This window comes from Desulfuromonas sp. DDH964 (assembly GCF_001611275.1).
Taxonomy (GTDB): domain Bacteria; phylum Desulfobacterota; class Desulfuromonadia; order Desulfuromonadales; family DDH964; genus DDH964.
The window spans coordinates 228,562-253,415 of record NZ_CP015080.1; the positions used below are offsets into that span (position 1 = coordinate 228,562).

The following is a 24,854-nucleotide window of genomic DNA, read 5'->3' on the forward strand; positions in this document are numbered from 1 at the left end:
ACGGAGGGAGAATGCCGCAACCGTCCTCAGAGAAGCGCTTGGACGGGGATCAAACCAGAAGAACGATGGTGCGCAGAGAAACGAGCGCCTGTGACGGGGGCGGCTGAGCAATCAGGTTCAGCCGGGAGAGCAAAGAAGCGGCAGAGCGGTCGGCGGGAGAGAGATGAAATGAGTGACTGTTGGGGGAAGCGGGGGTGACCGGCAGGTTCTTGCAGCCTGGCGCAGGAGCATGTGAAAGGGAGACCTGGGTATCCTGACAGTCATCTGCCAAAGACGTTAAGACCGGGAAGATGTCTCTCTGGCGACCGAGTTCATGGTCGCCATTTACGGGAAGACAGACGTTCTGGCACTGCCCGGCCAGGTTGTATTCCAGGTGGGAATCGAACTCCGACTCCTGACACCAGAGAAGGGCGTTGCCGACTCCCGACCCGATCAACAGGTAGGCCAGGACGGCAAGAGCGGAAACGGATGTTTTATACCTGCGAAAGATTCGAACCATAAAAATCCTCGTGGACAGGCTAAAAGCATAATGGAACCTGATCCTAATAGTCAACCATTGAAATCATATTTCCCCCATTTTGCTCATTGCCTTCTGCGGAGGAAATGAGCAATTTCTTTGGCCATCACGGCTGCTTTTGTCTGGGGACAAGGAGTTGGCTTGGTACGAAAATCGGGGACACTGCCCAGATTTCCAACGCCATCATCCCGATGCCGGCGGCAGCGTAAATGATCGTATCCGGCAGATCAACGCCGCCTATCAGATCCTTTTGGCCTACTGCCGCGATTACCGGTTTTCCTTCAGCCGGGAGGAATTCCTGGAGCAGAGGCCGGAGGAGCGGCTGGGCCAGCAATTTGCCCAGGATCCGATCTGGGGCGGCTAGCCAGTCGGGCGATCCTTCGAAGAGCGGCCGTTATAACCTCTTGTCATGTTGACACCTCCGCAAGAGGAATTTCTTAACTTTGGTGTCCGATATTTTCAACTTACCTCAGTTCCGCTTGGACCGGCACGTTGAGCTGTTCTTCGCCGCGCTGCACGGCAAGGGCATAACCACTCTTGCCGTTGCGTTCCCAGCGCTCCACCGTCAGGCGCGTCTGGACCTCGCCATCGGGGCGGGTAAACGCGTGTTTGAGGCTCTCCTGGCCGCCGTCCCGGGCGATCCTGTGGATCTTGTCGTAGAGGGCGAAGGCTTCTGCCGGTTCGACAATGAATCGGATCGCGTTACTGCCGCTCTCGAGGCGAAAGAAGCGCAGCAGGATGCGCCCTTCGGTCGCCCGGCCTTCGCTGCGCCGCTCAAAGGGGGTAATGGCAACCCCGGCCTGTCTGGCATAGATGGTGATCTGGGGAATTTTCTGCATGTGTCCCTCCTGTTGAATGAATTGGCCGCAGGGCGGTGCAATGACAGCATAAACCACGAATTCTTTCGTTAAACAGGGATGGTTTCCCTTACCCCACCTTGCGGTCCAGGCCCCGGTACTGAATCGCCTCGGCGAGGTGGGGCTGCTGAATAGTGTCGCTGCCGGCGAGGTCGGCGATGGTGCGTGCCACCTTGAGGATGCGGGTGTAGCTGCGCGCCGAGAGCCCCATCCGCTCGGTGACCAGTTCGAGGAGTTTCCGGCCGGCGTCGTCGAGGAGGCAGAACCTGCGGATGTGGCGGGCGGCCATGCCGGCGTTGGCGTGCAGGCCGAAGGGGGCGAGGCGTTGGCGCTGGATCGACCGGGCGGCCTCGATGCGGGCGCGAATGGCGCAGCTGCTTTCGCTGTCGACGGGGTCGGCGAGGTCCTTGTGGGGGACGCGCGGCACCTCGACATGGAGGTCGATGCGGTCGAGGAGCGGGCCGGAGAGGCGGCGCCGATAGCGCTGCACCACCAGCGGCGTGCAGTTGCAGGGGTGCTGGGGGTCGCCGAGAAAGCCGCAGGGGCAGGGGTTTGAACATCTTTTACAAGTTTTCCAATTCACCTGAAACCCCGCACAAAATCGAAATTCCCTTTAAAATACAAATACCTAAGGAGCTTACTGAAGAACCGATCACCCTCGGCGATCACCTACGTCGTCGCCGATTTGAGCTTAGATTGTATCAAAAAGATGTCGCGAAACAGATTGGAGTGACAACCTCTACCATCTGGAATTGGGAAAATGGCTGGTCATCAATCACCTTGTGTTGCATGCCGAAAGTAATCGAATTCATCGGCTACAACCCGATCCCCTGCCCTGAAGACCCGATGGGGAGACTGGCCTGGTACAGGCAAGTCAAGGGGCTGTCTTTGGAACAGCTTGGCGCTGAAATGGACCGTGATCCAGAGCAGTTGGCCGACTGGTTGGCAGGTCGCCACACACCGTGTCGGCGTAACCGGGAGGAGGTTGAGCAGTTCATGAAAATCCGGCTCCATGCTTTCAGCGGCCTGCCGCACGATGCCAGGCAGAGGCCACCATTCCCCATATGAAATTCAACAGTACCACCAAGATCGGGGTCAGTGTTCCAAAGCCAAGGCCCAAATGCCCCTTGCCCATCCCGGGAAAGACCACCAGCAGAACTATAGCAGAGGGTGCCAAGCTGATCAGCAGGCCCCGCAACAGGGTGCGTTCGCGAACTAGGGGCAGCAGCAGAAGCAGCCCCCACAAACCGCCCCAGACCAGGCGCGGGTAGAGCCAGGGCATGGTGAATTCGGGGCGAGGCCGATACCCAACGCTGCGGTGACACCGGCCTTGCCTAGCCACCAAATATTGAGGCTGTCGACCAGGGCGCCGAGCAGACCCCCCATGAAAGCGCCGCTGATGTTACGTACCACTTTGCTCATCCTTGCAGTTCTTTCTTCATGCGCTCGAATTCTTCGCGATTGATCTCTCCGGCCGCATAGCGATGTTTAAGAACCTCCTGCGGTCCGAGAGTGCCCTCAGTCGTGTTCTTTTTGCGGATAATGGTTTGAAATAGCCATACGGCCAAAACGAAAATCAACAGCCAGAAGGCCAGGTTGATGACCATTCCCAAGGGGCCATGAAAAAAGCTTCCGGGCCCGCACAGCCAGTTTTGATTCCAGTATCTCATCATGTCCGTTGTTACTCCTCGTTTCGAGAGTATTGAAAAGAGTGCGGCTTGCCTCTTCGGCGCAAGGCCGCACTCGGCCTTTTTTCTCTACTTGCGCGATTGTCCCTTGAGATAGTCCAGGATCGCAGTTCTCTGTTCTGGCGCCAGAGGCCCGAAGCCCACGTTTTCCATGTTCATGGCCATGCGTTCGACCACCGCCTGCCATTCCCGGGGACTATGGGCATTCGGATCTGGCAGGGCATGGCAGCGCGAGCAAACGTCGGCGAAGGATTGCGCGCCCGGTGTCTCACCCTCGGGCAGGGCGCCCGGGTCCAGGCCTGAAAGGCGTTCGTTTGAAAATACCGGATCAGGTCGTTCTTCTCCTCGGAAGACAGGGGCGACCTTTGTCAAATATTTTGACAATCCCAAGGAGGCAAAGAGCAAATGACCTTTGGGCTGACTTTTCACCCGGAATCCGTTACCATAAAAAACTTAGATTCAAAGACTTCTGGAAAATTGTTAGGCTGTCCGCATGCGCATCGCCACCCGGATATTTCTCTATCTATTTACTCTAATCGCCACCGCTTCTGTGGTTCTCGGATACGTTTCCATACAGGACGAACGGGATCATCTGCTCTCCGGGATCCGCTCCGAGGCGCGTCTCATGGCTCGCTCACTGGCTGCGGTGCTGCGTTTCTACCATCCTGGCGCCCCTGCAGTCGATCTTGACAGGCTCCTTGCCGACATCGCCCCGCGCAACTGGTCGACCCCGCCCATGCTGCGTTTCTACGCCCGAGACGGTGCCCCGATCGGCATCGCCTGCGCCCAGTGCAACCCGTTGCCCTTGCCGCATCAACGGATTGACCTGTCTACCCTCGATGAAGAGGGCCGCGAGGAATTCCTCGAAGGCGGTCGGGAGCAGTACTTTTCCATCATCGTCCCGGTCAGGGGCGCCGGTGATTCTCCACAGGGGGCACTGGAGGTGGTCCTGCCCTTGCGGCAAGTCAACCAGGCTCTGGCCGGCACCACCCGTCGTTTCCTCTTTTTCACGGTGGCGCTCACGGTCGGGCTCGGTGCGGTGATCTTTTTCATCGCCCGCTGGAGCATCAGCCAGCCGCTGCGCCAGCTGATCGGAGCCGCCCGCCGTCTCGGCAGCGGCGATCTCGCACTGCGGATCGAGCCGAGCGGGGTGGTCGATCTTGACCAGATGGGGGAGGAGTTGAACCGGATGGCATCCAGCCTTGAGGAACAGCACCGCATCCGAGAGGAGTTTTACCGGCAGAAGCTGGAACTGGAGCGTGGTCTGCGCCATGCCGAAAAGCTCGCTTCCCTGGGGCAGCTCACCTCTGGTCTGGCCCATGAGATCGGCACCCCCCTCAACGTCATAAGCGGCCGTGCCGAGCAGTTGCTCAGTCGGATGGTGCAGGACGATCCCGGCCGCAAGGGGCTGGAGTCGATCATCCGCCAGAGCGAGCAGATCGCCGAACTCATCGAACGCCTGCTCGCGTTCTCTCGCAAAGATGTCAGGTGCTGGGACGAGGTCGATCTGAGCGGATTGGTCCAGGAGGCCCTGAACCTCTGCCGGATGCGCTTCTCCAAAAACGATTTCGCCGTCGCTCTGGAGCTGGATCTGGCCTTGGCGAAGATGACCGGGGACAGTAACGCCCTGCGCCAGCTTTTTGTCAACCTGATGCTCAATGCCATTCAAGCCATGGGCGGCCAGGGACTGATCCGGGTGACTTCGGTCATGGCGGAGGAGAACCTGCAAATTGTCTTCGAGGACAGCGGGCCGGGAATTCCGGCAGAACTGCGCGAAAAGGTGTTCGAGCCCTTCTTCACCTCCAAGGATGTCGGGGAGGGGACCGGCCTCGGTCTATATATTGCGGCCAATGTCGTAGAGGACCACGGGGGAAATATTCTGATCGAAGATCGCCCCGGTGGGGGTGCCCGCTTCGTCATGAATTTTCCTTCCCGGGGTAAGGAGATGAGCCAATGACCGACCTGCAGCCGCTGCGTATCTTGGTCGTCGACGACAAGCAGGAGATGCGCGATCTGCTCTGCGACGTGCTCTGCGAGCGGGGCTATGCGGTGTATGCCGCAGGCGACGGCGAGGAAGCCCTTTCCGTCCTCTCCGGACAGTCCTGCGAATTGATCATCAGTGATATCCGCATGCCGTCCATGGACGGCGTCACCCTGCTCGAAAGAGTCAAGGCGGAGCGAGGATTCACCCCTTTCGTGATCCTCATCACCGCCTTCGGTGATATCAACGACACCGTACGGCTGATTGATCGGGGCGCCTACGATTATCTGATCAAGCCGTTCAAAACCGAGCAACTACTGATAACCGTCAAGCGGGCCGAGCGCGAACTCGCCATGCGGCGCCGGGTCGCCGAGCTGGAAGAGCGTCTCGAGCCTGGTACTGCGCACCGCGAGCTGGTGGGGCGCAGCGCTGCCATGGCCCGGGTGATGACCCTGATCGACAAGACGGCCCCCGCGGAGGGGGGGGTGCTGATTGAGGGGGAGACCGGTACCGGCAAGGAACTGGTCGCCCGAGCCATCCACAGAGCCTCGCCGCGCCGTGCCGGCCCCTTCGTAGCCGTCAACTGCGCCGCGCTTCCGGAGGGTCTGCTCGAGAGCGAACTGTTCGGCCACGCCCGCGGCGCTTTTACTGGCGCCACCCAGGAGAAGACGGGACTTTTTCTCGAGGCCCACGGGGGGACCCTGTTTCTCGACGAAATCGGCGAGATGTCCCCCGCGCTGCAGGCCAAGCTGTTGCGGGCGCTGCAGGAGCGGCAGGTGCGGCCGGTCGGCGGCACCCGGCAGCAGGACTTCGACGTGCGGGTTCTCGCCGCCACCAACCGCAAACTGCTGGAGGAGGCCCGCGAGGGGCGCTTCCGGGAGGACATCTACTACCGCATCGCCACCTTCCATATCGAAATCCCCCCCCTGCGCCGGCGGCGGGAGGACATCCCCGCCCTGTTGCAGGAGTTCACCGCCCGCCACCCCTGTCGCGGCAAGGTGGTCGACTTCGAACCCGAGGCGCTTCGGGCGCTGATGGACTATTCCTGGCCCGGCAATGTACGGGAGCTGCAGAATGTGATCGAGCGCTGCTGCTATCTCTGCGACAAGGGGATCGTGCGTTTGGCTGACCTCCCGCCGGAAATCCTCCGTGACCTGCGTCCCGCCGAGTCGTTCGCCTGGCCCGATGCCAGAGCTCTGGCCGAGGTGGAGCGTGACTACATCCGGCACGTCCTGCGCCGTTGCGGGGGCAACAAGGTGCAGGCGGCCGAGATCCTCGGCATCAATCGCAAGACCATTCAGCGCAAACTCGGAGATGAGTCCCTTTGATTCTTGATGGCGGGGGTGCGACAAATTGTCGCACATGGTCTTTTCTGCCCCACGAGAGTCTTGCGCCGAGCTCTTTTCAAAACCCCTCCGAAATCCTCTTCCCTGCTGAATAATCAAGGTATTCCAGCTACCTAAAGACAGGTTGCGCCGTCCAGTCCGTTTCGGCACACCTGCTGCTATAGAACTCTGCAGCGGCAGGATGGCTGTCGTTGTGAAGCCGGGACCGGAGCCTCCCGAGCAATCAAACATTCATTCAGGCAAGAAGGCAATGAAACGATCGAACCGAAAAATTCTTATCGGCGTGCTGATCATCGGCCTTGCGGTCGGTTTCCTCATCGTCCGCGGCATCTCCACCACCAGCGCTTACTACCTGACCGTGGCCGAACTGAAGGACTCGCCGACCGGCCTCAACCTCGATGCGGAAGAAACGGTACGGGTCGGTGGTGACGTGGTCGCCGACAGCATCGCTTACGATCAGCAGGCGCTGCGGCTGGCTTTCGAGCTGCGCGATCAGCAGACCCCGACCTCGACCATCCGCGTCAGTTATGCCGGTCCCAAGCCCGACGCCTTCGAGGCGGGCGTGGAGGTGCTGGCCGAGGGAATCTACCGGCGGGGCGACAATCTTTTCGCCGCCGACAATCTGCTCGTCAAATGCCCATCCAAGTATTCATCGGAAGAAGGCAGCAAATAACAGGAGGACACCTTGGTCGTTTTCGGCAATCTTTCCCAATTCGCCGCCCTGGCCTTCAGCCTGCTGGCGCTGGTTTTCACCCTGCTCGGAGTAATGCGCAACGATGCCCGTCTGGCCCGCAGCGGCGCCCGGGCCCTGCTGACCGCGGGAGCTTTCACTACCCTGGCGTCGATCTCTCTGGCCGGGCTGTTTTTGACCGACAATTTTCAGGTCGAATACGTCGCCTCCTACTCCGACCGCGCCCTGCCGATCTTCTATAAGCTGACCGCCTTCTGGGCCGGGCAGAAGGGCTCGCTGCTCTTCTGGGCCTGGACCCTGAGTTTCTGCGCCGCCCTGACGGTCTACTCCAACCGCCGCGACGCCGATCCGCGCACCACCAGCTACGTCTACCTGGTGCTGGCCGGCACGCTCAGCTTCTTTCTCTTTCTGCTGTGCGCCATCACCAACCCCTTCGAACTGCTGAGCTTCACCCCCGCCGACGGCCAGGGGCTCAATCCGATGCTGCAGAACCCGGGCATGGTCTTCCATCCGCCGACCCTTTTTCTCGGCTACGTCGGCTTCACCGTCCCCTTCGCCTACGCCGTGGCCGCCATGGTCACCGGCCGCAGCGACGCCGGCTGGATCCGCAAGGCGCGTGTCTGGAACGTGCTCTCCTGGATTTTTCTCACCATCGGCATCATTCTCGGCGGCCAGTGGGCTTACGTGGAACTGGGCTGGGGCGGTTTCTGGGCCTGGGACCCGGTGGAGAACGCTTCCTTCATCCCCTGGCTGGCCTCCACCGCCTTTATTCACACCGCCATCATCCAGGAGCGGCGGGGGATCATGAAGGTCTGGAACATGGTGCTGATCCTGCTCACCTTCACCCTCTGCATCTTCGGCACCTACCTGGTGCGCAGCGGCGTGCTGCAGTCGGTGCACGATTTCGGGGCGACCGGGCTGGGAGGGTATTTCCTCGGCTTCACCATTGTCACACTGCTCGGCGGCATCTACCTCATCGCCGAGAGCTACAACGATCTGAAAACGCCCCATGTTCTCGAATCGTACCTTTCGCGAGAGAGCACCTTTCTGTTCAACAATGTCATCCTGCTGGCGCTGGCCTTCGCCACCCTGTTCGGCACGATCTTTCCCATCATCTCGGAAGCCTTCACCGGCAACAAGGTGACCGTTGGACCGGCCTTTTTCAACATGGTCAACACCCCGCTGTTTCTGTTGCTGCTGCTGATTACCGGCATCTGTCCGCTGATCGGCTGGCGCAAGGCCTCGGCGACCAACCTGCGCCGCAATTTCCTGCGCCCGGCGATCTTCGGCCTGGTGGTACTGGCGCTACTGCTGGGGTTCGGCATCCGCCATCCCTACGCCCTGGTCGCCTTCAGTCTCTGCGGCTTTGTCGCCGCAACCATCGTCCTGGAATTTGTCGCTGCCCTGCGCTCACGCGACAAGCAACCCGGCGAATCTTCCTGGAGCGCCGGACCGAAGCTGCTGTGGCGCCTGCGGCGCCGCTACGGCGGACATCTGGTCCATTTCGGGCTGGTGCTGATGGTGGTCGGCATTACCGGCTCCACGGCCTTCAAGCAGGAAGCCCAGGGAACCCTGAAGCGTGGCGAGACCCTGCAGGTGGGGCGTTACGAACTGCGCTATGACGATTTCAACGTCTACAACAAATTCAACCGCACCATTTACGGCGCGCAGCTGAGCGTCTTCAATGGGGGTGAGCCGCTCGGCATCCTGGAGACGCAGCGTCGGGTCTATGTCAACGCCGAGCAGCCGACCACCGAGGTTGCCCTGCGCACGACCCTGCGTGACGATCTGTACGTCACCATGCCGGGGATCGGCCGCAACCAGGAGATCACCCTCAAGGCGGCCGTCAATCCGCTGCTGGTCTGGGGCTGGATCGGCGGAGCGCTGATGGTCGTGGGGGGCGTTGTCGCCATCATCCCCGAGCGCAAGAGGAGAATCGCGTCATGAACACGTCCGTCCGCAACCGGCTTGCGTTTTTCCCCGTTCTGCTGCTCCTGCTGGTCCTGGCCCTGCCCGGCCGGGCCGCGGCCCTCACCGAGGCCGAGGTCAGCAATCACCTGATGTGCTATGCCTGTCCCGAGGACCAGCTGTCCGTATGTAACTGCGGCGGTGCCCAGGAGATGAAGGACACCATTCACCGGATGATCGGCGAAGGCAAAAGCAAGCAGGAGATTCTCGATTATTTTGTCGCCCGCTACGGCGAGGCCATCATCTCCACGCCGCCCCAGAAGGGGTTCGCCCTGACCGCCTACGTGGCCCCGTACGTCGGCCTGTGCGCCGGGGCCATCGTCGCGCTTTTCCTGGTTGGGCGCTGGGCCCGCCGCAGCGGCAAGGTTAACGAATCGGAAACCGCTGCAGCGGACGACAGCCCGGCGATCGTCGATGCCGCCGCAAGAGAGCGGGTCGCGCAGGAACTGGCGCGGCTCGAGAAGGAGGAATAGCTCATGACCGGCGTCATCTTCATTATCCTGGCCCTTGCCCTGCTGACCTATACCTGCGCGCCGCTGCTGAAGGACCATCAGCCGCTTACGGTTGCCGGCGAAGAAATCCTCCGCCGGCGCGCCGCCCTGGAGCAGGAGAAGCACAACCACCTCCAGGCCCTGCGCGATATCGACTTCGAGCAGAGCATCGGCAAGGTCAGCGAGGTCGATTACCAGCAGCTCAAGGAGCTTTACACCCGTCAGGCCGCCGCGGCCATTGCGGGCCTCGACGAACTCGACCGGGCGGGGAAAGATTCCAGTGGCTGAGCCCTTTCTGCACGTCGAAAATCTGCGCAAGAGCTACGGCGGGCTGGCGGCCCTGAAGGGGGTCAGCCTGACCCTGGAAGCAGGGGACTTTCTCTGCCTGTTCGGCCCCAACGGCGCCGGCAAGTCGACTCTGCTCAAGGTCCTGGCCACCCTGCTGTCTCCTTCCGCCGGGACCGTGCGGGCGGCGGGTTACGATCTGGAAGAACATCCGGAGGCCTTTCGCGCCCGGCTCGGGCTGGTCTCTCACCAGTCGTTTCTCTACGATGATCTGAGCGCCCGGGAGAACCTGGAGTTCTATGCGGCCCTCTACGGCGTTTCCGATCCCGCCGCCCGAGCTGGCGAACTGCTGGAGCGGGTCGATCTCGCGCACCGGGCGCACAGTCCGGTGCGGGAATTCTCCCGGGGGATGCAACAGCGCCTCACCATCGCCCGGGCACTGGTCAACGATCCGAGCCTGCTGCTGCTCGACGAACCGTACACCGGCCTCGACGAGCACGCGGCCAGCCGCCTCTCCCGGCAGCTGCGCCTGCTGCACGAAGCGCAGCGCACCATCGTCATGGTCACCCACAACCTGCGGCGGGGGCTGGAACTGGCCACGGCGGTGGGGATCCTGGCGCAGGGGCAGCTGATCTTCCTGCAGCGGCGTGACCAGATCGACCCCGACGCCTTCGAACAGCTCTACTTCCGGCACCTGGAGGCGGCATGAGCCTGGTGCGGCAGATTCTGCTCCTCTACCGCAAGGACCTGCGGGTCGAGGTGCGCAAGAAGGAGTCCCTGATCGCCATGGCTTTTTTCGGGGCGCTGATCATGGTGATCCTCAATCTGGCGGCCGGGCTCGGCGGACGCATCGAGGCCGAGCCGGCCGCCGGCATCCTCTGGGTGGCGATCCTCTTCTCTTCGGTCCTTGGTCTGGGGCGGGTTTTCGCCCGCGAGAAGGAGAACGGCTGTGTCGCTGCACTGCTGGTCAGCCCCATCTCGCCGGGAGCGATTTTTGCCGCCAAGGCGCTGGTTAACTTCACCCTGATGAGCTTGAGCGAACTGGTGCTGGTTCCGGTCTTCTTTGCCCTGTTCGGCACCGGTCTGCAGCCGAGTCCGCTGATCCTGCTGGTGTTGCTGATGCTGGTCAATATCGGTTTCTCCGCCGCCGGGACTCTGCTCTCGGCCCTGGCCGCCGGGACCCGTCGCAATGAGGTGCTGCTGCCGATCCTGCTCTATCCGCTCTGCCTGCCGCTGGTCGCCCTGGCGGTCAAGGCGACCGGCACCGCCTTTACGGGCCGGCCCGTGAGCGCAATTCTCGACCAGCTCGAACCGATGGCCGCGTTCGGCCTGATTTACGCAGCGGTGGGCTATCTGCTCTTTGCCCATGCCGTCCGGGAGGTTTGACCCGTGCTGAAACGTTACGATCCCTTTGCCGTGCTCGCTCTGTTCGCAGTCCCCGGCGCCGCCGCCATGGTTTTTTTCTACGCCCCGCTGGAGCGGACCATGGGCGTGGTGCAGAAGATCTTTTATTTCCACCTGGGGCTGGCCGCGGCGGCCTTCCTTTCCTTCTTCGTCGCCTGCGTCGCCGGAATCCTCTATCTGGTTAAGCGGCAGCGGGCCTGGGACGAGCGCGGCGCGGCGGCCGTCGAGATCGGGGTGCTCTTCACCACCCTGGTGCTTCTGACCGGTTCAATCTGGGGCCGCCCCATCTGGAACACCTGGTGGACCTGGGACCCGCGCCTGACCACCTCGCTGATCCTCTGGTTCATCTTTGCCGCCTGCCTGATCCTGCGCAGCGCCGTGGAGCAGGAAGAGAAGCGCGCCGTCTTCTGCGCCGTCATGGCCATTGTCGGCTTCGTCGATGTGCCGGTGGTCTTTCTCTCGGCGCGCCTGTGGCGCAGCATCCACCCCACCGTCATCCGCAGCGAGGGGATCGCTCTGGAACCGCCCATGCTCATCACCCTGGCGGTCAGCCTGACAGCAATGCTGATCCTCTGGGCGGCCCTGTTCCGCCTGCGCTGCAATATGCAGAGGCAGGAGAACGCACTGCTTGATCTGCAGCAGCAATTGCAACGATAAGGAGATTCGACATGGAACGCGCAACGTATCTGGTTCTGGCCTACATAATCATCTGGGCGGGGTTCGCCGGCTACCTGACCTGGCTCTCTGGCCGTCAGCGGCAGACTACCCGACGTCTGGAGGAACTCACCGCCCAGGTCCGGCAGCAGGAGGTGCAATCGTGAGTGTTTCCGTCAGTCGCAGGGAGGTGGCTGTTCTTGGTTTCTTCTGGGTGATGGTGGTCAGTATCGCAGTCATGACTCTTGTCAACCTGGTTGGGGGGCCTGCGGCCAAACCACAGCCTCAGGCGCAGGCCACGAACGCGGCCGGGACCGAAGCGCGTATCGTCCAACTTGAGGCGCGTCTCAAGGTCGATCCCGAGGATGTCGAGACCATGGTGACGCTGGGGGACATCTATATGGATACCCGTCGCGCCATGGAGGCCTTTCGGCTTTTCCAGCGGGCGGTGGAACTCGAACCTGGCCATGCCCACGCCCAGAACGACCTCGCTGGCCTCTATCAACAAATCGGGCAGTACGACAAAGCGCTGGAGAGCTATCGCCGCGCCTATGAAAGTCAGCCCGAGCACAGCGCCTCTCTGCTCAACATGGCACTGATCTACAGCCGGCACAAGGGTGAGGATGCCAAAGCACTGGAACTGCTACGGAAGTTTCTGGCCGGCAATCCGGAAGCGCAGCTGATCGCTACCGCCGAGCGGGAAATCGCCCGGATCGAACAGGGCATGAGAGAACCCGGCAATGTCTCATCGAATGCTCAGGGCACAAGCCACTAATCGTCAGCAGAATCTTGCGGACAAGGTCATTTACATCCGAGGGAGCTTCATGAAGAAAGAGACTATTTTGCTGGTTGTCGTTACCCTGATTGTCGGAATTCTGGTGGGTGTCATCTTCACCAATGCTAAAAAGAACCCGGCAGCTCCAAATCAGGCACCCGCGTCGGCACCGGCAGTGAATTACCAGCAGAACATCCGGATGCTGCAGGAGATGGTCGGAAAGGAGCCCGGTAACCGGAACACCTGGGTCCAATTGGGACACAACTATTTCGATTCGAATCAACCGATGCAAGCGATCGAAGCGTACGACAAAGCCCTTGAATTGGATGGGAATGATCCCGATGTGCTGACCGACCAGGGGATCATGTACCGGCGCGTCGGCTGGTTCGATAAGGCAATCGACAATTTCACCAGGGCGAACAAGCTGAATCCACAGCATCAGAATTCACTGTTCAATATGGGAATCGTCTATAACCACGACCTGAGTGATAAGGAAAAGGCCAAAGAGGCCTGGCTTCGCTACCTGGAGCTGGTGCCGACGGGTCAGGGCGCGGACAAGGTGCGGACAATGATCGATCATATGGAGAACGGACACGGTTAATTTGTTTCCGACCTGGAGACTTCCTGGCGTCCATCCGCAGTTTGCGGGTGGACGCTGATTGACTTCCTATCCTAAGGACAACTGCTTGTGAATATTCCTCAAGCACCGCTGCTGTATGGAGCCTTCTGCGCTTACCTGCTGGCGGTGCTGCTCTACTTAGGGCATCTGCTGCAGCGTCGCGCCTGGGTGTGGCGCAGCGCTTTTACCCTGGTGCTGGCCGGTTTTGTCCTGCAGACGCTCTGTCTGGGGCTGCGCTGGTGGCAGGGCGGCTACCTGCCGGTCACCAACCTGTTCGGCACCCAGCTCTTTTTCAGCTGGGCCCTGGCGGCGACCTATCTCTACTTTGAGCTGCGTTATAAAATCCATGCCGCCGGTCTGTTTGTGATGTTCTGCAATCTGCTGCTCTACGGCAGCGTTCTGCAGCGTAGCGCCGACCTCCCGCCGTTGATCCCGGCCCTTGATACGCCGCTGTTTACACTGCACGTCTCCCTCTCCTTTGCAGGCTATGCCTTCTTCGCCATGGCCTTCTCGATGGGCGTGCTCTATCTGTTGCAGAAGCGTCTGCAGTCGAGTCTGTTGCCCGACCTGCTGTTGCTGCGCAAACTCAACGAAGAAGCGGTGTTCCTCGGCTTCAGCCTCTTCACCCTGTGCATGATCTTTGGCAGCATCTGGGCGTTTGTCGCCTGGGGGCATTACTTCTCCTGGAACATCAAGGGGGTCTGGTCAGCGCTGGTCTGGCTGTTTTACGCCGGCATGTGCCACGCCAAATTCATCCGGCGCTGGCAGGGCTCCGGTTATGCGGCGCTGTCGATTGTCGGCTTCGGCGTGGTTCTGTTCACCTATCTCGGTATCGGTCTGCTGATGAGCAGCAACCATCCGCTTGACTGACCGGGAGGTGTGAAATGATAAAAAACTCTCTGTTCGATACGAAACCATGGAAGCTGCTCTGTTCCTTGAAGCTGACCATCGTGCTCGCCTCGGCCGCCACCCTGCTGGCGGTCGGCGGGTCGGTACTGATGCCGTTCAATCCGCGTATTTTCGGCAGCCTGGACAGCATGCCCCTCGGTCTCTGGCTGAACAGTGTTGCGGCCAACTCACCGGGAATGACCTGGTGGATTCCGGTCGGCGGAATCCTGGTGAGCTTACTGGCCTTGAATACCCTGTGCTGTTTTATCGACTGGCTACGCTTTATCAGGAGTCGCTGGCGCAAATGTGGTGAATATCTGATCCACATCGGCTTCGTGCTGATTCTGGTCGCCTTTTTGTGGGGGAGCCAAGCTGGGTTCCGCAGCGAGAAAAACGGGTTGCTGGTCGGGCAAAGCAAACCGCTCCCCCAGCTGGGCGTCACCTTGAAGTTGGAAGCCTTCGAACCGGTCCTTGCTCCGAGCGGTCGACCGATGGAGATGCTCAACACTCTGGCTCTCTTCAAGGGGGAGCAGCTTCTGAAGCGGGTGCAGACCCGCAGCAACCACCCCTTGACCTGGAACGGGCTGGTGGTTATTCCAGCGTCCTACGGCCAGGCCATGCGCGGCGGACGTTACATCCCCTACAGCATCCTCACCATCAATTATGACCCGGGCGCGAACATCGCTCTTGCCGGAGCGATTGCCATGGGTTGCGGGGTGTTGTTGACACTTTTCTCTTTTTATCGTAAGCGGGCCAGAGGGGATCGACCGGATATTGTTTGATTTATTGACCCAAACCCTGCAATCAGGGCCTTTGTTGAAATAGATTGATTTGAGGAAATGAGAATCCGACTCAAGAGGATCTGCCGATGAGTGGATACACATCCCGCGGCTGCGGTTGCCCGAGCGCTTCAATGCCTCCTGCCAACTCCGCCGAGTACGGGCGAAAGCCCATTGACGGAAAATTGAAGCGATTGCGCTGGATGGTTTTCCTCGCCGCCGTGGGGCTGATGACCGCCTGCTCTCCTGCTTCCCGTACGGTGCTGCCGCAAATCCCCGCACAGCCGGACGTCCTGCCGCAAATCTTCGGCGTTCTGCAGAAGGACAGAGTGATCGATGGCGAGGTGGTGCTGGCGGCGGACCTGCTCGTGCCGGTCGGCCGCACCCTGACCCTGCGTCCTGGCGCTATCGTCTATGTCCAGCCCAATCCGAGCACCAAGATCGATCCGGAGTGGCTCTCTGCCGAGACCGAACTGCTGGTGCGCGGCACGCTGCGCATCGAAGGGACGCAGAAGCGACCGGTGACCTTCCTGCCCCTGGAGCTTCCCGAAGGGCAGAGCGTCGCCTGGGCGGGCATCGCATTCGACCGCTCGACCGGTTCAGTAGTCCGTAACGCCCGTATCCACGGAGCGGAGACGGGCATCCTCTGCATCGGCTCCTCACCACTGATCCGCGACAGCCTGATCCGCGGCTGCCGCTACGGCATCGTCCTCCAGCAGGCGGCCCCAAAGCTGGTCGAAAACCGGATCGAGGATGGTGAGGGCGGAGTTTTCTGCTGGTGGGGCTCCCACCCCGAACTACGCCGCAACCGCATTTCCGGGAACGAAGAGGAGGGGCTGTTCATCGACCGCAGCAGCCAGCCCAGCCTATCCGACAACCTGATCGTCGGAAACGACTTCGGTCTGGTCGCCTATGACCCGAAGCTGGCCACGCAGGCCGGTCGTCTGATCGGCAACCGCGAAGACTTCCGACAACTCCGTGAGGTGGGTGGCAAATGAGACCCGAGGCTCTCATGCTCACCCTGCTGGCGATCCTTTGCACCGTCTCTCCGGTCGCTGCGGCGCTGAGCTACACCGGCGAACAGACCCTTTGGCAAGACACCGTCTGGGAGGGCGAGGTGTTGATCGACGGCACGCTCACTGTGGCCCCCGGGGTGACTCTTGCGATCCGTCCCGGCACCCTGGTGCGCTTCAGTTACCGTGACACTAACGGTGACGGTATCGGCGAGAACGAGATGTTCATACAAGGGATCCTCAAGGCTGTCGGCAGCGCCGAAGCGCCGATCCGTTTTACCGCCACCGGCGAGCCCCGACCGGGCGCCTGGGGGGCGATCAACATGATGATGTCTGAAGAAGAGAACGTTTTGGAACACTGCATCGTCGAGTACGGTTACCGCGGTTTTCACGCCCATTTCGCCAGCGCCGCTATCCGCGATTCGGTCTTTCGTCACAATCTGCGCGGACTGCAGTTTCAGGAGTCGACGGTGAATATGGAGCGTTGTCGCATCGAAGACAATCTCAATGGTATTCAGTTTCGCAATTCCGTTGTGCAGCTACGCGATTCGGTTATCACCGGTAGTTACTGGGGACTGCGCGGTGTGTACAACGAGTTGACCATGAAGAACTGTCGCATCGAGGACAACCTGATCAACGGAGTGAACCTGCGTGATTCCACCCTGAACATCTCGGCAAGCCGCATAACGGATAACCGCAAGGGGCTCTATCTGCAGCGCTCCAAAGTTGCGGTGGAGGACAGCCTGCTCACGGACAACAGCGAACACGGTCTGTACCTGGAGGACTCCGCAGGAGTGGTCCGCGGCAACCGCATCGGCGGCAACGGCCGGGCGGGTGTCCGAACCCTCGGTTTTGCCGGTGAGATCGTCGGCAACGACCTGGCCGAAAACGGCGAGTATGCTCTGCAGAACGATGGCGCGACGGCCATCGTTGCGCCCGGCAACTGGTGGGGAGTGGTGGATGCGGAGGGGATTGCAGCCCTGATCCGGGACAACCGGGATCGCCCGGGGACCGGACCGGTAAATGCGATTGCACCTTTGAATGGGGAGCCTTCCGGGCTGCCGAAACATTAACGGGAGGATTTCAAGATGAAGAGGATTCGTTATATGCGCCGTCTGTCGCTGTTGCTTGTCACCATCCTGCTGCTGGCGGGCTGCGAGCAGGTCTCCGATGCTCCGGCACTGCGCATCGGTTACATGAACTGCAACAGTGAGGAGGAGACGCTGAAACGCTTTCTCCCCCTGACCCGCTACCTGGAGAAGAAGCTTGGGGTGCCGTTGGAGGCGGTGCCGGTGGACACTCAGGAATTCGACGAGCGTTTTGGCAAAGAGAAGTTCGCCTTCACCCATACCAACTCCCTGCTCTACGTCATGCTCAAGGAAAATCACGGTCTGCAACTGGTGGCTGCCGACAAAAGGGGGCAGTACGGTTCACGCACAGCCGGAACGATCATTTCCCGCAAGGGCAGCGGCATCACCACGCTGGAGGACCTGCGCGGCAAACGCATGGTGTTCGGCCCCCAACTGGCCCCGACCGGCTACCTGGCCCAGTACGACCTCATGCTCCGGGCGGGGATCGATCCGGAGAAGGACCTCGCCTACTACGGCATACCTCATGGCTCCTTCAAGCATGAAAAGGTTATCTACGGCGTTTATTTCGGAGAATACGACATAGCGGCAGCGCCAGCTCTGGACCTGGAAATTATGATTCGAGAGGGGAAAATCTCCGCAGACGATTTTCACATTCTGGATCAGAGCCCAATTATCCCCTACTGTACCTTCGGGGCGGCCGGGGACACCGATCCCGAACTGGTCAAGAAATTCCGCCAAGCGCTCATGGAGCTGAATCCCGAAGAGACCGTGGAGATCGACGGCGAGCAGGTCAAGGTGCTCAAGGCGGCCTGGGTGGACGGCTTCGAGCCGCTCACTGACGCCGACTACGATCCGATCCGGGAGATGGCCAAACGGGCCAACATGCCTCCCTATCAGCAGTATTAGAGCGCAATCCGTAACCGCCGCCTTCAGAACGCAAAGGGCGCACGTAGCCATTTCATTCCAGAAAGGAAAGATCATGAAGAAAAGCCTGCTCACCATACTGACCCTGTTACTCAGCGCCACCAGTCTGCTGGCTGATTCGGTCGATGTGCGTTTACTCAGATCGGTCTCACTCGGAGAGACGCCGCGACAAGTGGTCGCATCGGCCGACGGCCAGCGTATTTATGTGCTGACGACAACCGGACAGGTGCAGCTTTACTCTGCCGACGGGCAGATTCAGGGGCGCTTTGAGGTCGGTCCGGAGGTGACCGGGATCACTCCCCAAGGGGCCGAGCGGTTGATTCTGCAGTCGGCGGAGCGGCAAGAGATGACTCTGCTGGCGCTGCAGCCGGTAGTGTCGCTCAAGACCGCCGGCGCACCTTCGCTGGGCGCCCCGGACGCCCCGGTAGAGATGGTTATTTTTGACGATTTTGAATGTCCCTACTGCGCGAAGGCAGTCCCCCTGCTCAAACAGGTCCTGGAGGCTTATCCCGGCAAGGTCAAGCTGGTGTTTAAGAATTTCCCCCTGAAGATGCACAAAAATGCCCGTGCGGCCGCCGCAGCGGCGCTTGCCGCAGAGCGACAGGGGAAATTCTGGCCACTGCACGATCTGCTGTTTGAAAATTACAACAAGCTGAATTCGCAAAAAATCCGCGAACTCGCTGAGCAGGCCGGTCTCGACTTGGCGCGGTTTGATCAGGACCGGAACGATCCGGCTCTGCAGCAGGTGATCAATGCGGACATGCAGGAAGGTAAGAAGGTTGGTGTGCGCGGAACCCCGACGGTCTTTATCAACGGGCGCCGTCTGCAGAATCGCAGCATGGCCGGCTTTAAACAGATGATCGACGCGGAACTGGCCAGACAGCAGACAGCAAAGAAGCAAACTACCAGGGGATGAGTCAGTTTGCCGGCGCCGTTAGATTCCAGCTGCGCAACGCTAGCCGTCGGTGTTGAACTCCGTACTGCCGAGCTGTTGCAGAATACCGCACTGCTCGGCGGTACGGGTGCCGCTGCAACGCAGGCTGAGAGAATGGAGCTGATCCCGCAGCTGTTCGAGCTCCGCGATCCGCACGTCGACCTGGCGGATATGGTCATCAAGGAGTGCGCTGACGGCGGAACAATCGTCCAGCGGAGTGTCGCGGATCTGCAGCAGCCGTCTGACCTCCTCCAGCGTCATATCGAGCGAACGGCAGCGGCGGATAAAAAGCAGGCGCTCGACATGCATTTTGCCGTACAGGCGGTAGTTGCCGGTACTGCGCGGAGGCGGCGGCAATATTCCCGCCATTTCGTAGAAGCGGATCGTTTCCACCCGACAATCGGTTCGCCTGGCCAGTTCGCCAATTTTCATTTCCGGTTTCACGGGGCAAAGCTCCTTTCGGACTCAATCGGACTTGACCCTATAGTAACTTCAGGGTGCTTAATAAACAAGTCGAGCAGAAGAAAACGACTCAAAAGGAGTTGCCGATGAGTGGATGCACATCCAATGGCTGCGGCTGTCCGAGCGCTTCAATGCCCTCCTCCGAACCGCCGAGCACGGGCGAAAACCGCGTGGTTTACCAGATCAAGAATATGGACTGCCCCACCGAGGAGGCGCTGATCCGCGACAAACTTGGCCGACTGCCCGGGGTGGCGGAGCTGGAATTCAACCTGGTGCAGCGCACCCTCGCCGTGACCCACCGGCTGCCGTCGCCGGAGCCGCTGGAGAAGGCGCTGGCCGCCATCGGCATGCAGGCGGTCCGCGACACCCTGTCTCCGGCGGGACAGACCACGGTGCTGGGCATCGCCAAGATGGATTGTCCCACCGAGGAGGGCCTCATTCGCGGCAATCTGACCGGGATGCCCGGCGTCGCGGGGCTCGATTTCAATCTGGTCCAGCGCACCCTGACGCTGCAACATGCGCCCGAGGCGCTGCCCTCGATACTGGCGGCGCTGAAGTCGCTCGGCCTTGAAGCGCAGGTCCAGGGCGGGGCGGTGGCCGGGGAGGTTTCGGCGCCGGCCGAACCGGCCAAAACTAACTGGTGGCCGATGCTCGTCTCGGGCGTTTCGGCCACCGCCTCCGAGGTGGTGTACTGGTGGAACGGCGGCTTCCATTGGACGGTGGCCGCGCTGGCGCTGCTGGCGATTTTCAGCGGCGGCCTGCCCACCTACAAGAAGGGCTTTATCGCGCTGCGCAACCGCAACCTGAACATGAACGCGCTGATGTCGATCGCGGTGACCGGCGCGATGCTGATCGGCCAGTGGCCGGAAGCGGCGATGGTCATGTTCCTGTTCGCGCTGGCGGAGATTATCGAAGCGAAATCGCTGGACCGGGCGCGCAACGCCATTCGAGGGCTGATGGACCTGGCTCCGGAGACGGCGACCGTGCGTCAGCCCGACGGCAGCTGGGCGGAGGTTCCGGCGAAAAGCGTCGCGCTCGACGCGGTGGTACGGGTGAGGCCGGGCGAACGGATCGCGCTGGACGGCGAAATCGTCTCGGGCAGCTCGACCGTCAATCAGGCGCCGATCACCGGCGAGAGCCTGCCGGTGGAAAAGGCCGAGCAGGACCCGGTGTTTGCCGGCACCATCAACGAGTCCGGCTCCTTTGAGTACCGGGTGACGGCGCTCGCCGCGAACACCACGCTGGCGCGCATCATCCATGCCGTGGAGGCCGCCCAAGGCAGCCGCGCTCCCACGCAGCGCTTCGTTGACCGGTTCGCCCGGGTCTACACCCCGGCGGTCTTCGTCGTCGCCCTGGTCACGGCCCTGATCCCGCCGCTCGCCTTCGGTGCGGCGTGGATCGACGCGATCTACAAGGCGCTGGTGCTGCTGGTGGTGGCCTGCCCCTGCGCCCTGGTGATCTCCACCCCGGTGACCATCGTCAGCGGTCTGGCGGCTGCGGCGCGCAGGGGTATTCTCATCAAAGGCGGAGTCTATCTCGAAGGGGGGCGCAAGCTCGCCGTGCTGGCGCTGGACAAGACCGGGACCATCACCCACGGCAAACCCGAACAGACCGATTTCGATGCGTTCGTCGCTGACGAGCAGAAGGTGCGCCAGTTGGCGGCCAGCCTGGCGGCCCGCTCCGACCATCCGGTCTCGCAAGCGATCGCCCGCGCCGCACAGCAGGCTGACCTGGACCCGGCGGAGGTCGCGGAGTTTGCCGCGATCCCCGGTCGCGGCGTACGCGGCACGCTGGACGGTCAACTGTATCACCTGGGCAATCACCGGCTGATTGGCGAACTCGGGCTGACGACAGCGACGTTGGAAAAACGGCTCGACAAGCTGGAGCGTCAGGGGAAGACCGCCGTCATGCTGACGACTCAAAATGAAGTGCTGGGTCTTTTCGCGGTCGCCGATACCGTCAAGGAGAGCAGTCGGCTGGCCATCGGCGAACTTCATGCCCTGGGGGTCCGGACGCTGATGCTAACCGGCGACAATCCGCATACCGCCGAAGCGATCGCCGGGCAGGTCGGTATCGACGAGGCGCGCGGCAACCAGTTGCCGGAGGATAAGCTGAACACCATCGAATCGCTGGTCGGGGGGCCGTCCAGGGTCGGCATGGTGGGCGACGGCATCAACGACGCGCCGGCTCTGGCGCGCGCCGATATCGGCTTTGCCATGGGCGCCGCCGGCACCGACACCGCCATCGAAACCGCCGACGTGGCGCTGATGGACGATGATCTGCGCAAGCTGCCGACCTTTTTGCGCCTGTCGCGCACCACCGCAGCCATCCTCACTCAGAACATCGTCCTTGCGCTGGGGATCAAGGCGGTGTTCATCGCCCTGACCTTCACCGGCCAGGCGACCATGTGGATGGCGGTATTCGCCGATATGGGCGCGAGCCTGCTGGTGGTGTTCAACGGCCTGCGGTTGCTGCGCAGATGAGCGTGCCGGCGACCTCCATCTGTTTGCCTCACTGTCAGTCAGAGGATACGTCCTTGGAAGCGGAGAATTACGATGTCTGTTGATAGCGCTCGCGCGAGTGCTGCCGCCATTGCCTGGCGCTGGTGGGCCCTGGCGATCAGCGTGGCGGCGGCCGATCAGGTCACCAAGCTCGCCGTTTCGACGCTGATGGACTACGGCCAAAGCATTCCCCTGACCGGATTTTTCAACCTGGTGCATGTCTGGAACACCGGCGCGGCGTTCAGTTTTCTGGCCGATGCCGGCGGCTGGCAACGCTACTTCTTTATCGTGATAACCCTCGGCGTGTCGTTCGTTCTAATCATCCTGCTGCGCAAATCGCGACCCAGGGCCGAGGCGCTCGGCTACAGCCTGATTCTGGGCGGTGCGCTCGGCAACGGCTTCGACCGTGTCGTGCGTGGTTATGTCGTCGACTCCCTGGACTTTTACTGGCGGAGCTGGCATTGGCCGGCGTTCAACCTTGCCGATTGCAGCATCACGCTCGGCGTACTCTGCCTGTTATGGAGTGCATATCGCACTCCCGCCGAACAGCAATCACCAGAACCATGAAATCTGACCTCAGAAGAAAGGAGATGATCTATGTCACGTCTATTTACTGTCGGACTCATCCTGCTTGCGGGCCTACTGGCCGGTAACGCCTGGGCGGCGCCCAAACTTGTGGTTGAGCAACCGGCCTTCGATTTCGGGGAGGCTCCCCAGGGAGAGACGGTTCGTCACACCTTCAGTTTCAGCAACAGGGGCGATGAACCGCTGAACATCGAAAAAGTGAAAAGTTCCTGCGGCTGCACCGCTGCGCTGTTGTCAGCCAAGACGCTGGCTCCGGGCGAGAGCGGCGAACTCCAGGCGAATTTTGACAGCACCCGTTTCCGCGGTGCGGTGACCAAGACCATTTCCCTCTATAGCAACGACCCGACTCAGCCGGTCACGCAACTGAAAGTCAAAGGGATCGTCAGGGAGACGCTTTCGGTGGTGCCGAACCGGATCAACCTGGGGGCGGTCACAACGGGGAAAACCGCAGTTGCCCAAGCGACCCTGAAGAACCAATCCGATGGCGATCTGCGCCTGGAGAACGTGCAGACCAGTTCTCCCGATCTGGTGGTGAAGCTGTCTGAAGGAACGTTGCCCGCAGGGCAGAGTACAGTCATGGAAATCCAGCTGATCTCAAGGCCCGGCCAGAACCGTTTCAGTGGGTATGTCGTCATTCCAGCCCAAGACGCGCTTAAATCCGATCTGCGCATTCCCGTCCAGGCCAGCATCCAGCGGCAGACTGACTAAGGAGCCTGACCATGGCGACCGGCACCGACCTGACCTTCTGGATCGCGTTTTCCGCAGGGGCGCTCTCGTTTTCATCCCCTTGCGTGCTGCCGCTGATCCCTTCTTACGTTACCTACATTACCGGACTGACCTTCGGCCAGCTCCAGGAAGCCCACCCCGGCGCCAGGACGCGATTGACCGTCCTGTACCATACCCTCGCCTTCATCCTGGGTTTTTCCGTCGTCTTCGTCGCTTTGGGCGCGCTCGCCGGGCTGGCCTCCCACGCCTTTCAGCAGCACTTCCGCGAGGGCCTCGGATGGGTGCAGAAAGGCGGCGGGATCCTTATTTTCCTGTTTGGCGTTCATATGAGTGGCCTGTTCCACTTCGGCGTCCTGCTCGGGGAAAAGCGGGTCAAGATTCCCAACAAGCCCAAGGGGTTTGTGGGAACCTTCCTGGTCGGGGTGGCCTTTGCCGCGGGCTGGACCCCCTGTATCGGTCCGATCCTGGGCGCCATTCTGGCCTTGGCCGCCGGAACCAGCGGCAGCGTCGGGCAGGGAGTGGTTCTGCTGAGTGTCTATTCGGCGGGACTGGGCATCCCTTTCCTGGTTTCCGCCATGCTCTTTCACGGCTTTCTCTCTGCTTTCAAACGATTTCGTAAACATATCCGGCTGGTGGAGATCGCCACCGGCGTCATGCTGATGGTGGTCGGAGCGATGCTCTTTCTGGACTTTTACGGAAAGCTGACGGGCTACCTCTATCGCTGGCTTCCGGCCACCGGCTGAGGAAGATCAGGGACATGAGAAAATTCGTTTTACCGTGGAAACTTGCAGGCCTGGTTCTTCTCCTCTTTTTCCCGGCCTCCTGCACCGCCACTGCCCCCGGCAGCTCTTCCCCCGTGACGGGGACGGTGTCCGGCGATCTCCGCTGGCACGGGACGGTTTTCGTCGACGGGGACGTGGTGATCGACGAGGCGGCGCGGCTGATCATCGAGCCCGGTACCGAAGTAATTTTTCTTCCGCCCGCACCGGGGCAGGATCTGTTCACCGAACGCCCCAACTTTCCCGGCAGCGAGTTGATCGTTCAGGGGACCCTTGTCGCCGAAGGGACGGTTGAGGAACCCATCACCTTCCGCTTCGTCGATCCGGCTGCGCCCGGCGGCAGCTGGGGCGGGATCAACCTGCGCGAGAGTCCCGAGACCCGGTTTCGTTACGTCCGCATCACCCAGGCCAACAGCGCCATTCACAGCCACAAGTCCAAAGCTGTCATCGAAGAATCCCGGATAGAAAACAACCTGTTCGGGCTGCGATTCAACGCGACCGAGTTCCTCATCCGAAACAACCTGCTGCGCGGCAACGGCACCGCCATCCGTTTTCATTTCGGCGCTCCGGTGATTCGCAACAATGTCATCACCGACAATGAAAAGGGGATCTTCATCACCTCCTATCCCAGCGATTATTTCATTGAAGGGAACAACATCGCCGGCAACCGCCGCTATGCCGTCGTGCTTGGGGAAGAGGTGCCGGACGATGTGCGGATGGCTGGCAATTACTGGGGAACCGACAACCCCGAAGCGATCGCGGCTTCACTCTTCGACGGGCGCAAGGACGATTATCTGGGCAAGGTCCTCTATGGCCCCTTTGCTGATGCCCCTTTCTCGTCGGCCGGAGCGTCCTGGACGCCGTGAGTTCATGCCCTGGCCAGCCGATCCTGCAAA

32 protein-coding genes are annotated in these 24,854 nt (G+C 61.1%); 25 read left to right on the top strand and 7 right to left on the bottom strand.

Going from position 1 to position 24,854, the window contains the following annotated elements; genetic code table 11:
* Window positions 1-49: 49 nt before the first annotated feature.
* Window positions 50-499, bottom strand: coding sequence for a hypothetical protein (locus tag DBW_RS01065; RefSeq protein ID WP_066723002.1), 450 nt, complete (start codon window positions 497-499; stop codon window positions 50-52).
* Between the two features lie 79 nt (window positions 500-578).
* Between DBW_RS01065 and DBW_RS01070 the strand changes: the two genes are divergently transcribed.
* The gene (locus tag DBW_RS01070; protein ID WP_157471672.1) at window positions 579-881 is read left to right on the top strand and encodes a hypothetical protein; all 303 of its coding nucleotides are present in this window, start codon (window positions 579-581) and stop codon (window positions 879-881) included.
* A 100-nt stretch (window positions 882-981) separates the two neighbouring features.
* On the opposite strand, the gene DBW_RS01075 is transcribed toward DBW_RS01070, so the two are convergent.
* A complete protein-coding gene (locus DBW_RS01075; protein ID WP_066723006.1) occupies window positions 982-1,356 on the bottom strand; it encodes a hypothetical protein in 375 nt (124 codons plus the stop codon).
* Between the two features lie 88 nt (window positions 1,357-1,444).
* The gene (locus tag DBW_RS01080; RefSeq protein WP_066723009.1) at window positions 1,445-1,957 is read right to left on the bottom strand and encodes an ATP-binding protein; all 513 of its coding nucleotides are present in this window, start codon (window positions 1,955-1,957) and stop codon (window positions 1,445-1,447) included.
* Between DBW_RS01080 and DBW_RS01085 the strand changes: the two genes are divergently transcribed.
* Entirely contained in the window at window positions 1,927-2,442 is a 516-nt protein-coding gene (locus DBW_RS01085) for a helix-turn-helix domain-containing protein (RefSeq protein ID WP_231875363.1), read from the top strand. The two genes, DBW_RS01080 and DBW_RS01085, sit on opposite strands and share 31 nt — an antisense overlap.
* A 147-nt stretch (window positions 2,443-2,589) precedes the next feature.
* On the opposite strand, the gene DBW_RS18865 is transcribed toward DBW_RS01085, so the two are convergent.
* From DBW_RS18865 to DBW_RS18335, 3 genes are all read right to left on the bottom strand, one after another.
* Window positions 2,590-2,787, bottom strand: coding sequence for a hypothetical protein (locus DBW_RS18865; protein ID WP_231875364.1), 198 nt, complete (start codon window positions 2,785-2,787; stop codon window positions 2,590-2,592).
* Between the two features lie 5 nt (window positions 2,788-2,792).
* Entirely contained in the window at window positions 2,793-3,047 is a 255-nt protein-coding gene (locus tag DBW_RS01095) for an SHOCT domain-containing protein (protein WP_082820103.1), read from the bottom strand.
* A gap of 84 nt (window positions 3,048-3,131) precedes the next feature.
* Window positions 3,132-3,491 carry a c-type cytochrome gene (locus tag DBW_RS18335; RefSeq protein ID WP_157471674.1) on the bottom strand — a complete coding sequence of 120 codons (360 nt, stop codon included), beginning with the start codon at window positions 3,489-3,491 and terminating at the stop codon, window positions 3,132-3,134.
* A 196-nt stretch (window positions 3,492-3,687) separates the two neighbouring features.
* On the opposite strand from DBW_RS18335, the gene DBW_RS01105 reads away from it, so the two are divergent.
* From DBW_RS01105 to DBW_RS01185, 18 genes are all read left to right on the top strand, one after another.
* Window positions 3,688-5,019 (top strand): sensor histidine kinase, encoded by a 1,332-nt coding sequence (locus DBW_RS01105; protein WP_197463696.1) that lies wholly within the window; start codon window positions 3,688-3,690, stop codon window positions 5,017-5,019.
* The gene (locus DBW_RS01110; protein ID WP_066723028.1) at window positions 5,016-6,371 is read left to right on the top strand and encodes a sigma-54-dependent transcriptional regulator; all 1,356 of its coding nucleotides are present in this window, start codon (window positions 5,016-5,018) and stop codon (window positions 6,369-6,371) included. The genes DBW_RS01105 and DBW_RS01110 overlap by 4 nt, the downstream gene beginning before the upstream one ends.
* A 268-nt stretch (window positions 6,372-6,639) precedes the next feature.
* Window positions 6,640-7,062: a cytochrome c maturation protein CcmE gene (locus DBW_RS01115; protein ID WP_066723030.1), complete on the top strand. Its 423-nt coding sequence runs from the start codon at window positions 6,640-6,642 to the stop codon at window positions 7,060-7,062.
* Window positions 7,063-7,074: 12 nt separating this feature from the next.
* Window positions 7,075-9,027 (top strand): heme lyase CcmF/NrfE family subunit, encoded by a 1,953-nt coding sequence (locus DBW_RS01120; protein WP_066723035.1) that lies wholly within the window; start codon window positions 7,075-7,077, stop codon window positions 9,025-9,027.
* Window positions 9,024-9,521, top strand: a complete 498-nt coding sequence (locus DBW_RS01125) for a cytochrome c-type biogenesis protein (RefSeq protein ID WP_066723038.1) — start codon at window positions 9,024-9,026, stop codon at window positions 9,519-9,521. The genes DBW_RS01120 and DBW_RS01125 overlap by 4 nt, the downstream gene beginning before the upstream one ends.
* A 3-nt stretch (window positions 9,522-9,524) precedes the next feature.
* Window positions 9,525-9,827: a hypothetical protein gene (locus DBW_RS01130; RefSeq protein ID WP_066723039.1), complete on the top strand. Its 303-nt coding sequence runs from the start codon at window positions 9,525-9,527 to the stop codon at window positions 9,825-9,827.
* Window positions 9,820-10,533, top strand: coding sequence for a heme ABC exporter ATP-binding protein CcmA (ccmA, locus tag DBW_RS01135; RefSeq protein WP_197463697.1), 714 nt, complete (start codon window positions 9,820-9,822; stop codon window positions 10,531-10,533). The genes DBW_RS01130 and ccmA overlap by 8 nt, the downstream gene beginning before the upstream one ends.
* Window positions 10,530-11,210 carry a heme exporter protein CcmB gene (locus tag DBW_RS01140; RefSeq protein WP_066723041.1) on the top strand — a complete coding sequence of 227 codons (681 nt, stop codon included), beginning with the start codon at window positions 10,530-10,532 and terminating at the stop codon, window positions 11,208-11,210. Before ccmA ends, DBW_RS01140 begins: the two co-directional genes overlap by 4 nt.
* 3 nt (window positions 11,211-11,213) lie before the next feature.
* Complete coding sequence (locus DBW_RS01145; RefSeq protein WP_197463698.1) at window positions 11,214-11,885, top strand: cytochrome c biogenesis protein; 672 nt, start codon at window positions 11,214-11,216, stop codon at window positions 11,883-11,885.
* An 11-nt stretch (window positions 11,886-11,896) separates the two neighbouring features.
* Complete coding sequence (locus DBW_RS17950; protein WP_082820112.1) at window positions 11,897-12,049, top strand: CcmD family protein; 153 nt, start codon at window positions 11,897-11,899, stop codon at window positions 12,047-12,049.
* Entirely contained in the window at window positions 12,046-12,657 is a 612-nt protein-coding gene (locus DBW_RS01150) for a tetratricopeptide repeat protein (RefSeq protein WP_066723042.1), read from the top strand. The genes DBW_RS17950 and DBW_RS01150 overlap by 4 nt, the downstream gene beginning before the upstream one ends.
* Window positions 12,658-12,706: 49 nt before the next feature.
* Window positions 12,707-13,258 (top strand): tetratricopeptide repeat protein, encoded by a 552-nt coding sequence (locus tag DBW_RS01155; RefSeq protein ID WP_066723045.1) that lies wholly within the window; start codon window positions 12,707-12,709, stop codon window positions 13,256-13,258.
* Between the two features lie 87 nt (window positions 13,259-13,345).
* Window positions 13,346-14,146 (top strand): cytochrome c biogenesis protein CcsA, encoded by an 801-nt coding sequence (gene ccsA / locus DBW_RS01160; RefSeq protein WP_066723048.1) that lies wholly within the window; start codon window positions 13,346-13,348, stop codon window positions 14,144-14,146.
* 14 nt (window positions 14,147-14,160) lie between these two features.
* A complete protein-coding gene (locus DBW_RS01165) occupies window positions 14,161-14,946 on the top strand; it encodes a cytochrome c biogenesis protein ResB (RefSeq protein ID WP_066723052.1) in 786 nt (261 codons plus the stop codon).
* A gap of 182 nt (window positions 14,947-15,128) precedes the next feature.
* Window positions 15,129-15,941 carry a right-handed parallel beta-helix repeat-containing protein gene (locus tag DBW_RS01170; RefSeq protein ID WP_197463699.1) on the top strand — a complete coding sequence of 271 codons (813 nt, stop codon included), beginning with the start codon at window positions 15,129-15,131 and terminating at the stop codon, window positions 15,939-15,941.
* Window positions 15,938-17,029: a right-handed parallel beta-helix repeat-containing protein gene (locus DBW_RS01175; protein WP_066723057.1), complete on the top strand. Its 1,092-nt coding sequence runs from the start codon at window positions 15,938-15,940 to the stop codon at window positions 17,027-17,029. Before DBW_RS01170 ends, DBW_RS01175 begins: the two co-directional genes overlap by 4 nt.
* A 15-nt stretch (window positions 17,030-17,044) precedes the next feature.
* The gene (locus tag DBW_RS01180; RefSeq protein ID WP_066723059.1) at window positions 17,045-17,953 is read left to right on the top strand and encodes a phosphate/phosphite/phosphonate ABC transporter substrate-binding protein; all 909 of its coding nucleotides are present in this window, start codon (window positions 17,045-17,047) and stop codon (window positions 17,951-17,953) included.
* Between the two features lie 73 nt (window positions 17,954-18,026).
* A complete protein-coding gene (locus DBW_RS01185) occupies window positions 18,027-18,887 on the top strand; it encodes a thioredoxin domain-containing protein (protein WP_066723067.1) in 861 nt (286 codons plus the stop codon).
* Window positions 18,888-18,926: 39 nt separating this feature from the next.
* Here DBW_RS01185 and cadR read toward each other — a convergent pair whose 3' ends face one another.
* Entirely contained in the window at window positions 18,927-19,337 is a 411-nt protein-coding gene (gene cadR / locus DBW_RS01190) for a Cd(II)/Pb(II)-responsive transcriptional regulator (protein WP_066729604.1), read from the bottom strand.
* Window positions 19,338-19,453: 116 nt separating this feature from the next.
* Here cadR and DBW_RS01195 point away from each other — a divergent pair, with 116 nt between their 5' ends.
* From DBW_RS01195 to DBW_RS01215, 5 genes are all read left to right on the top strand, one after another.
* Entirely contained in the window at window positions 19,454-21,850 is a 2,397-nt protein-coding gene (locus DBW_RS01195) for a heavy metal translocating P-type ATPase (protein ID WP_066723069.1), read from the top strand.
* 72 nt (window positions 21,851-21,922) lie between these two features.
* On the top strand, window positions 21,923-22,435 hold the full coding sequence (gene lspA, locus DBW_RS01200; protein ID WP_066723072.1) for a signal peptidase II: 513 nt from the start codon (window positions 21,923-21,925) through the stop codon (window positions 22,433-22,435).
* Between the two features lie 30 nt (window positions 22,436-22,465).
* Window positions 22,466-23,161 carry a DUF1573 domain-containing protein gene (locus DBW_RS01205; RefSeq protein WP_066723075.1) on the top strand — a complete coding sequence of 232 codons (696 nt, stop codon included), beginning with the start codon at window positions 22,466-22,468 and terminating at the stop codon, window positions 23,159-23,161.
* Window positions 23,162-23,172: 11 nt separating this feature from the next.
* On the top strand, window positions 23,173-23,922 hold the full coding sequence (locus DBW_RS01210) for a cytochrome c biogenesis CcdA family protein (RefSeq protein ID WP_066723077.1): 750 nt from the start codon (window positions 23,173-23,175) through the stop codon (window positions 23,920-23,922).
* Window positions 23,923-23,936: 14 nt separating this feature from the next.
* Window positions 23,937-24,824 (top strand): right-handed parallel beta-helix repeat-containing protein, encoded by an 888-nt coding sequence (locus tag DBW_RS01215; RefSeq protein ID WP_066723079.1) that lies wholly within the window; start codon window positions 23,937-23,939, stop codon window positions 24,822-24,824.
* Window positions 24,825-24,854 lie beyond the last annotated feature (30 nt).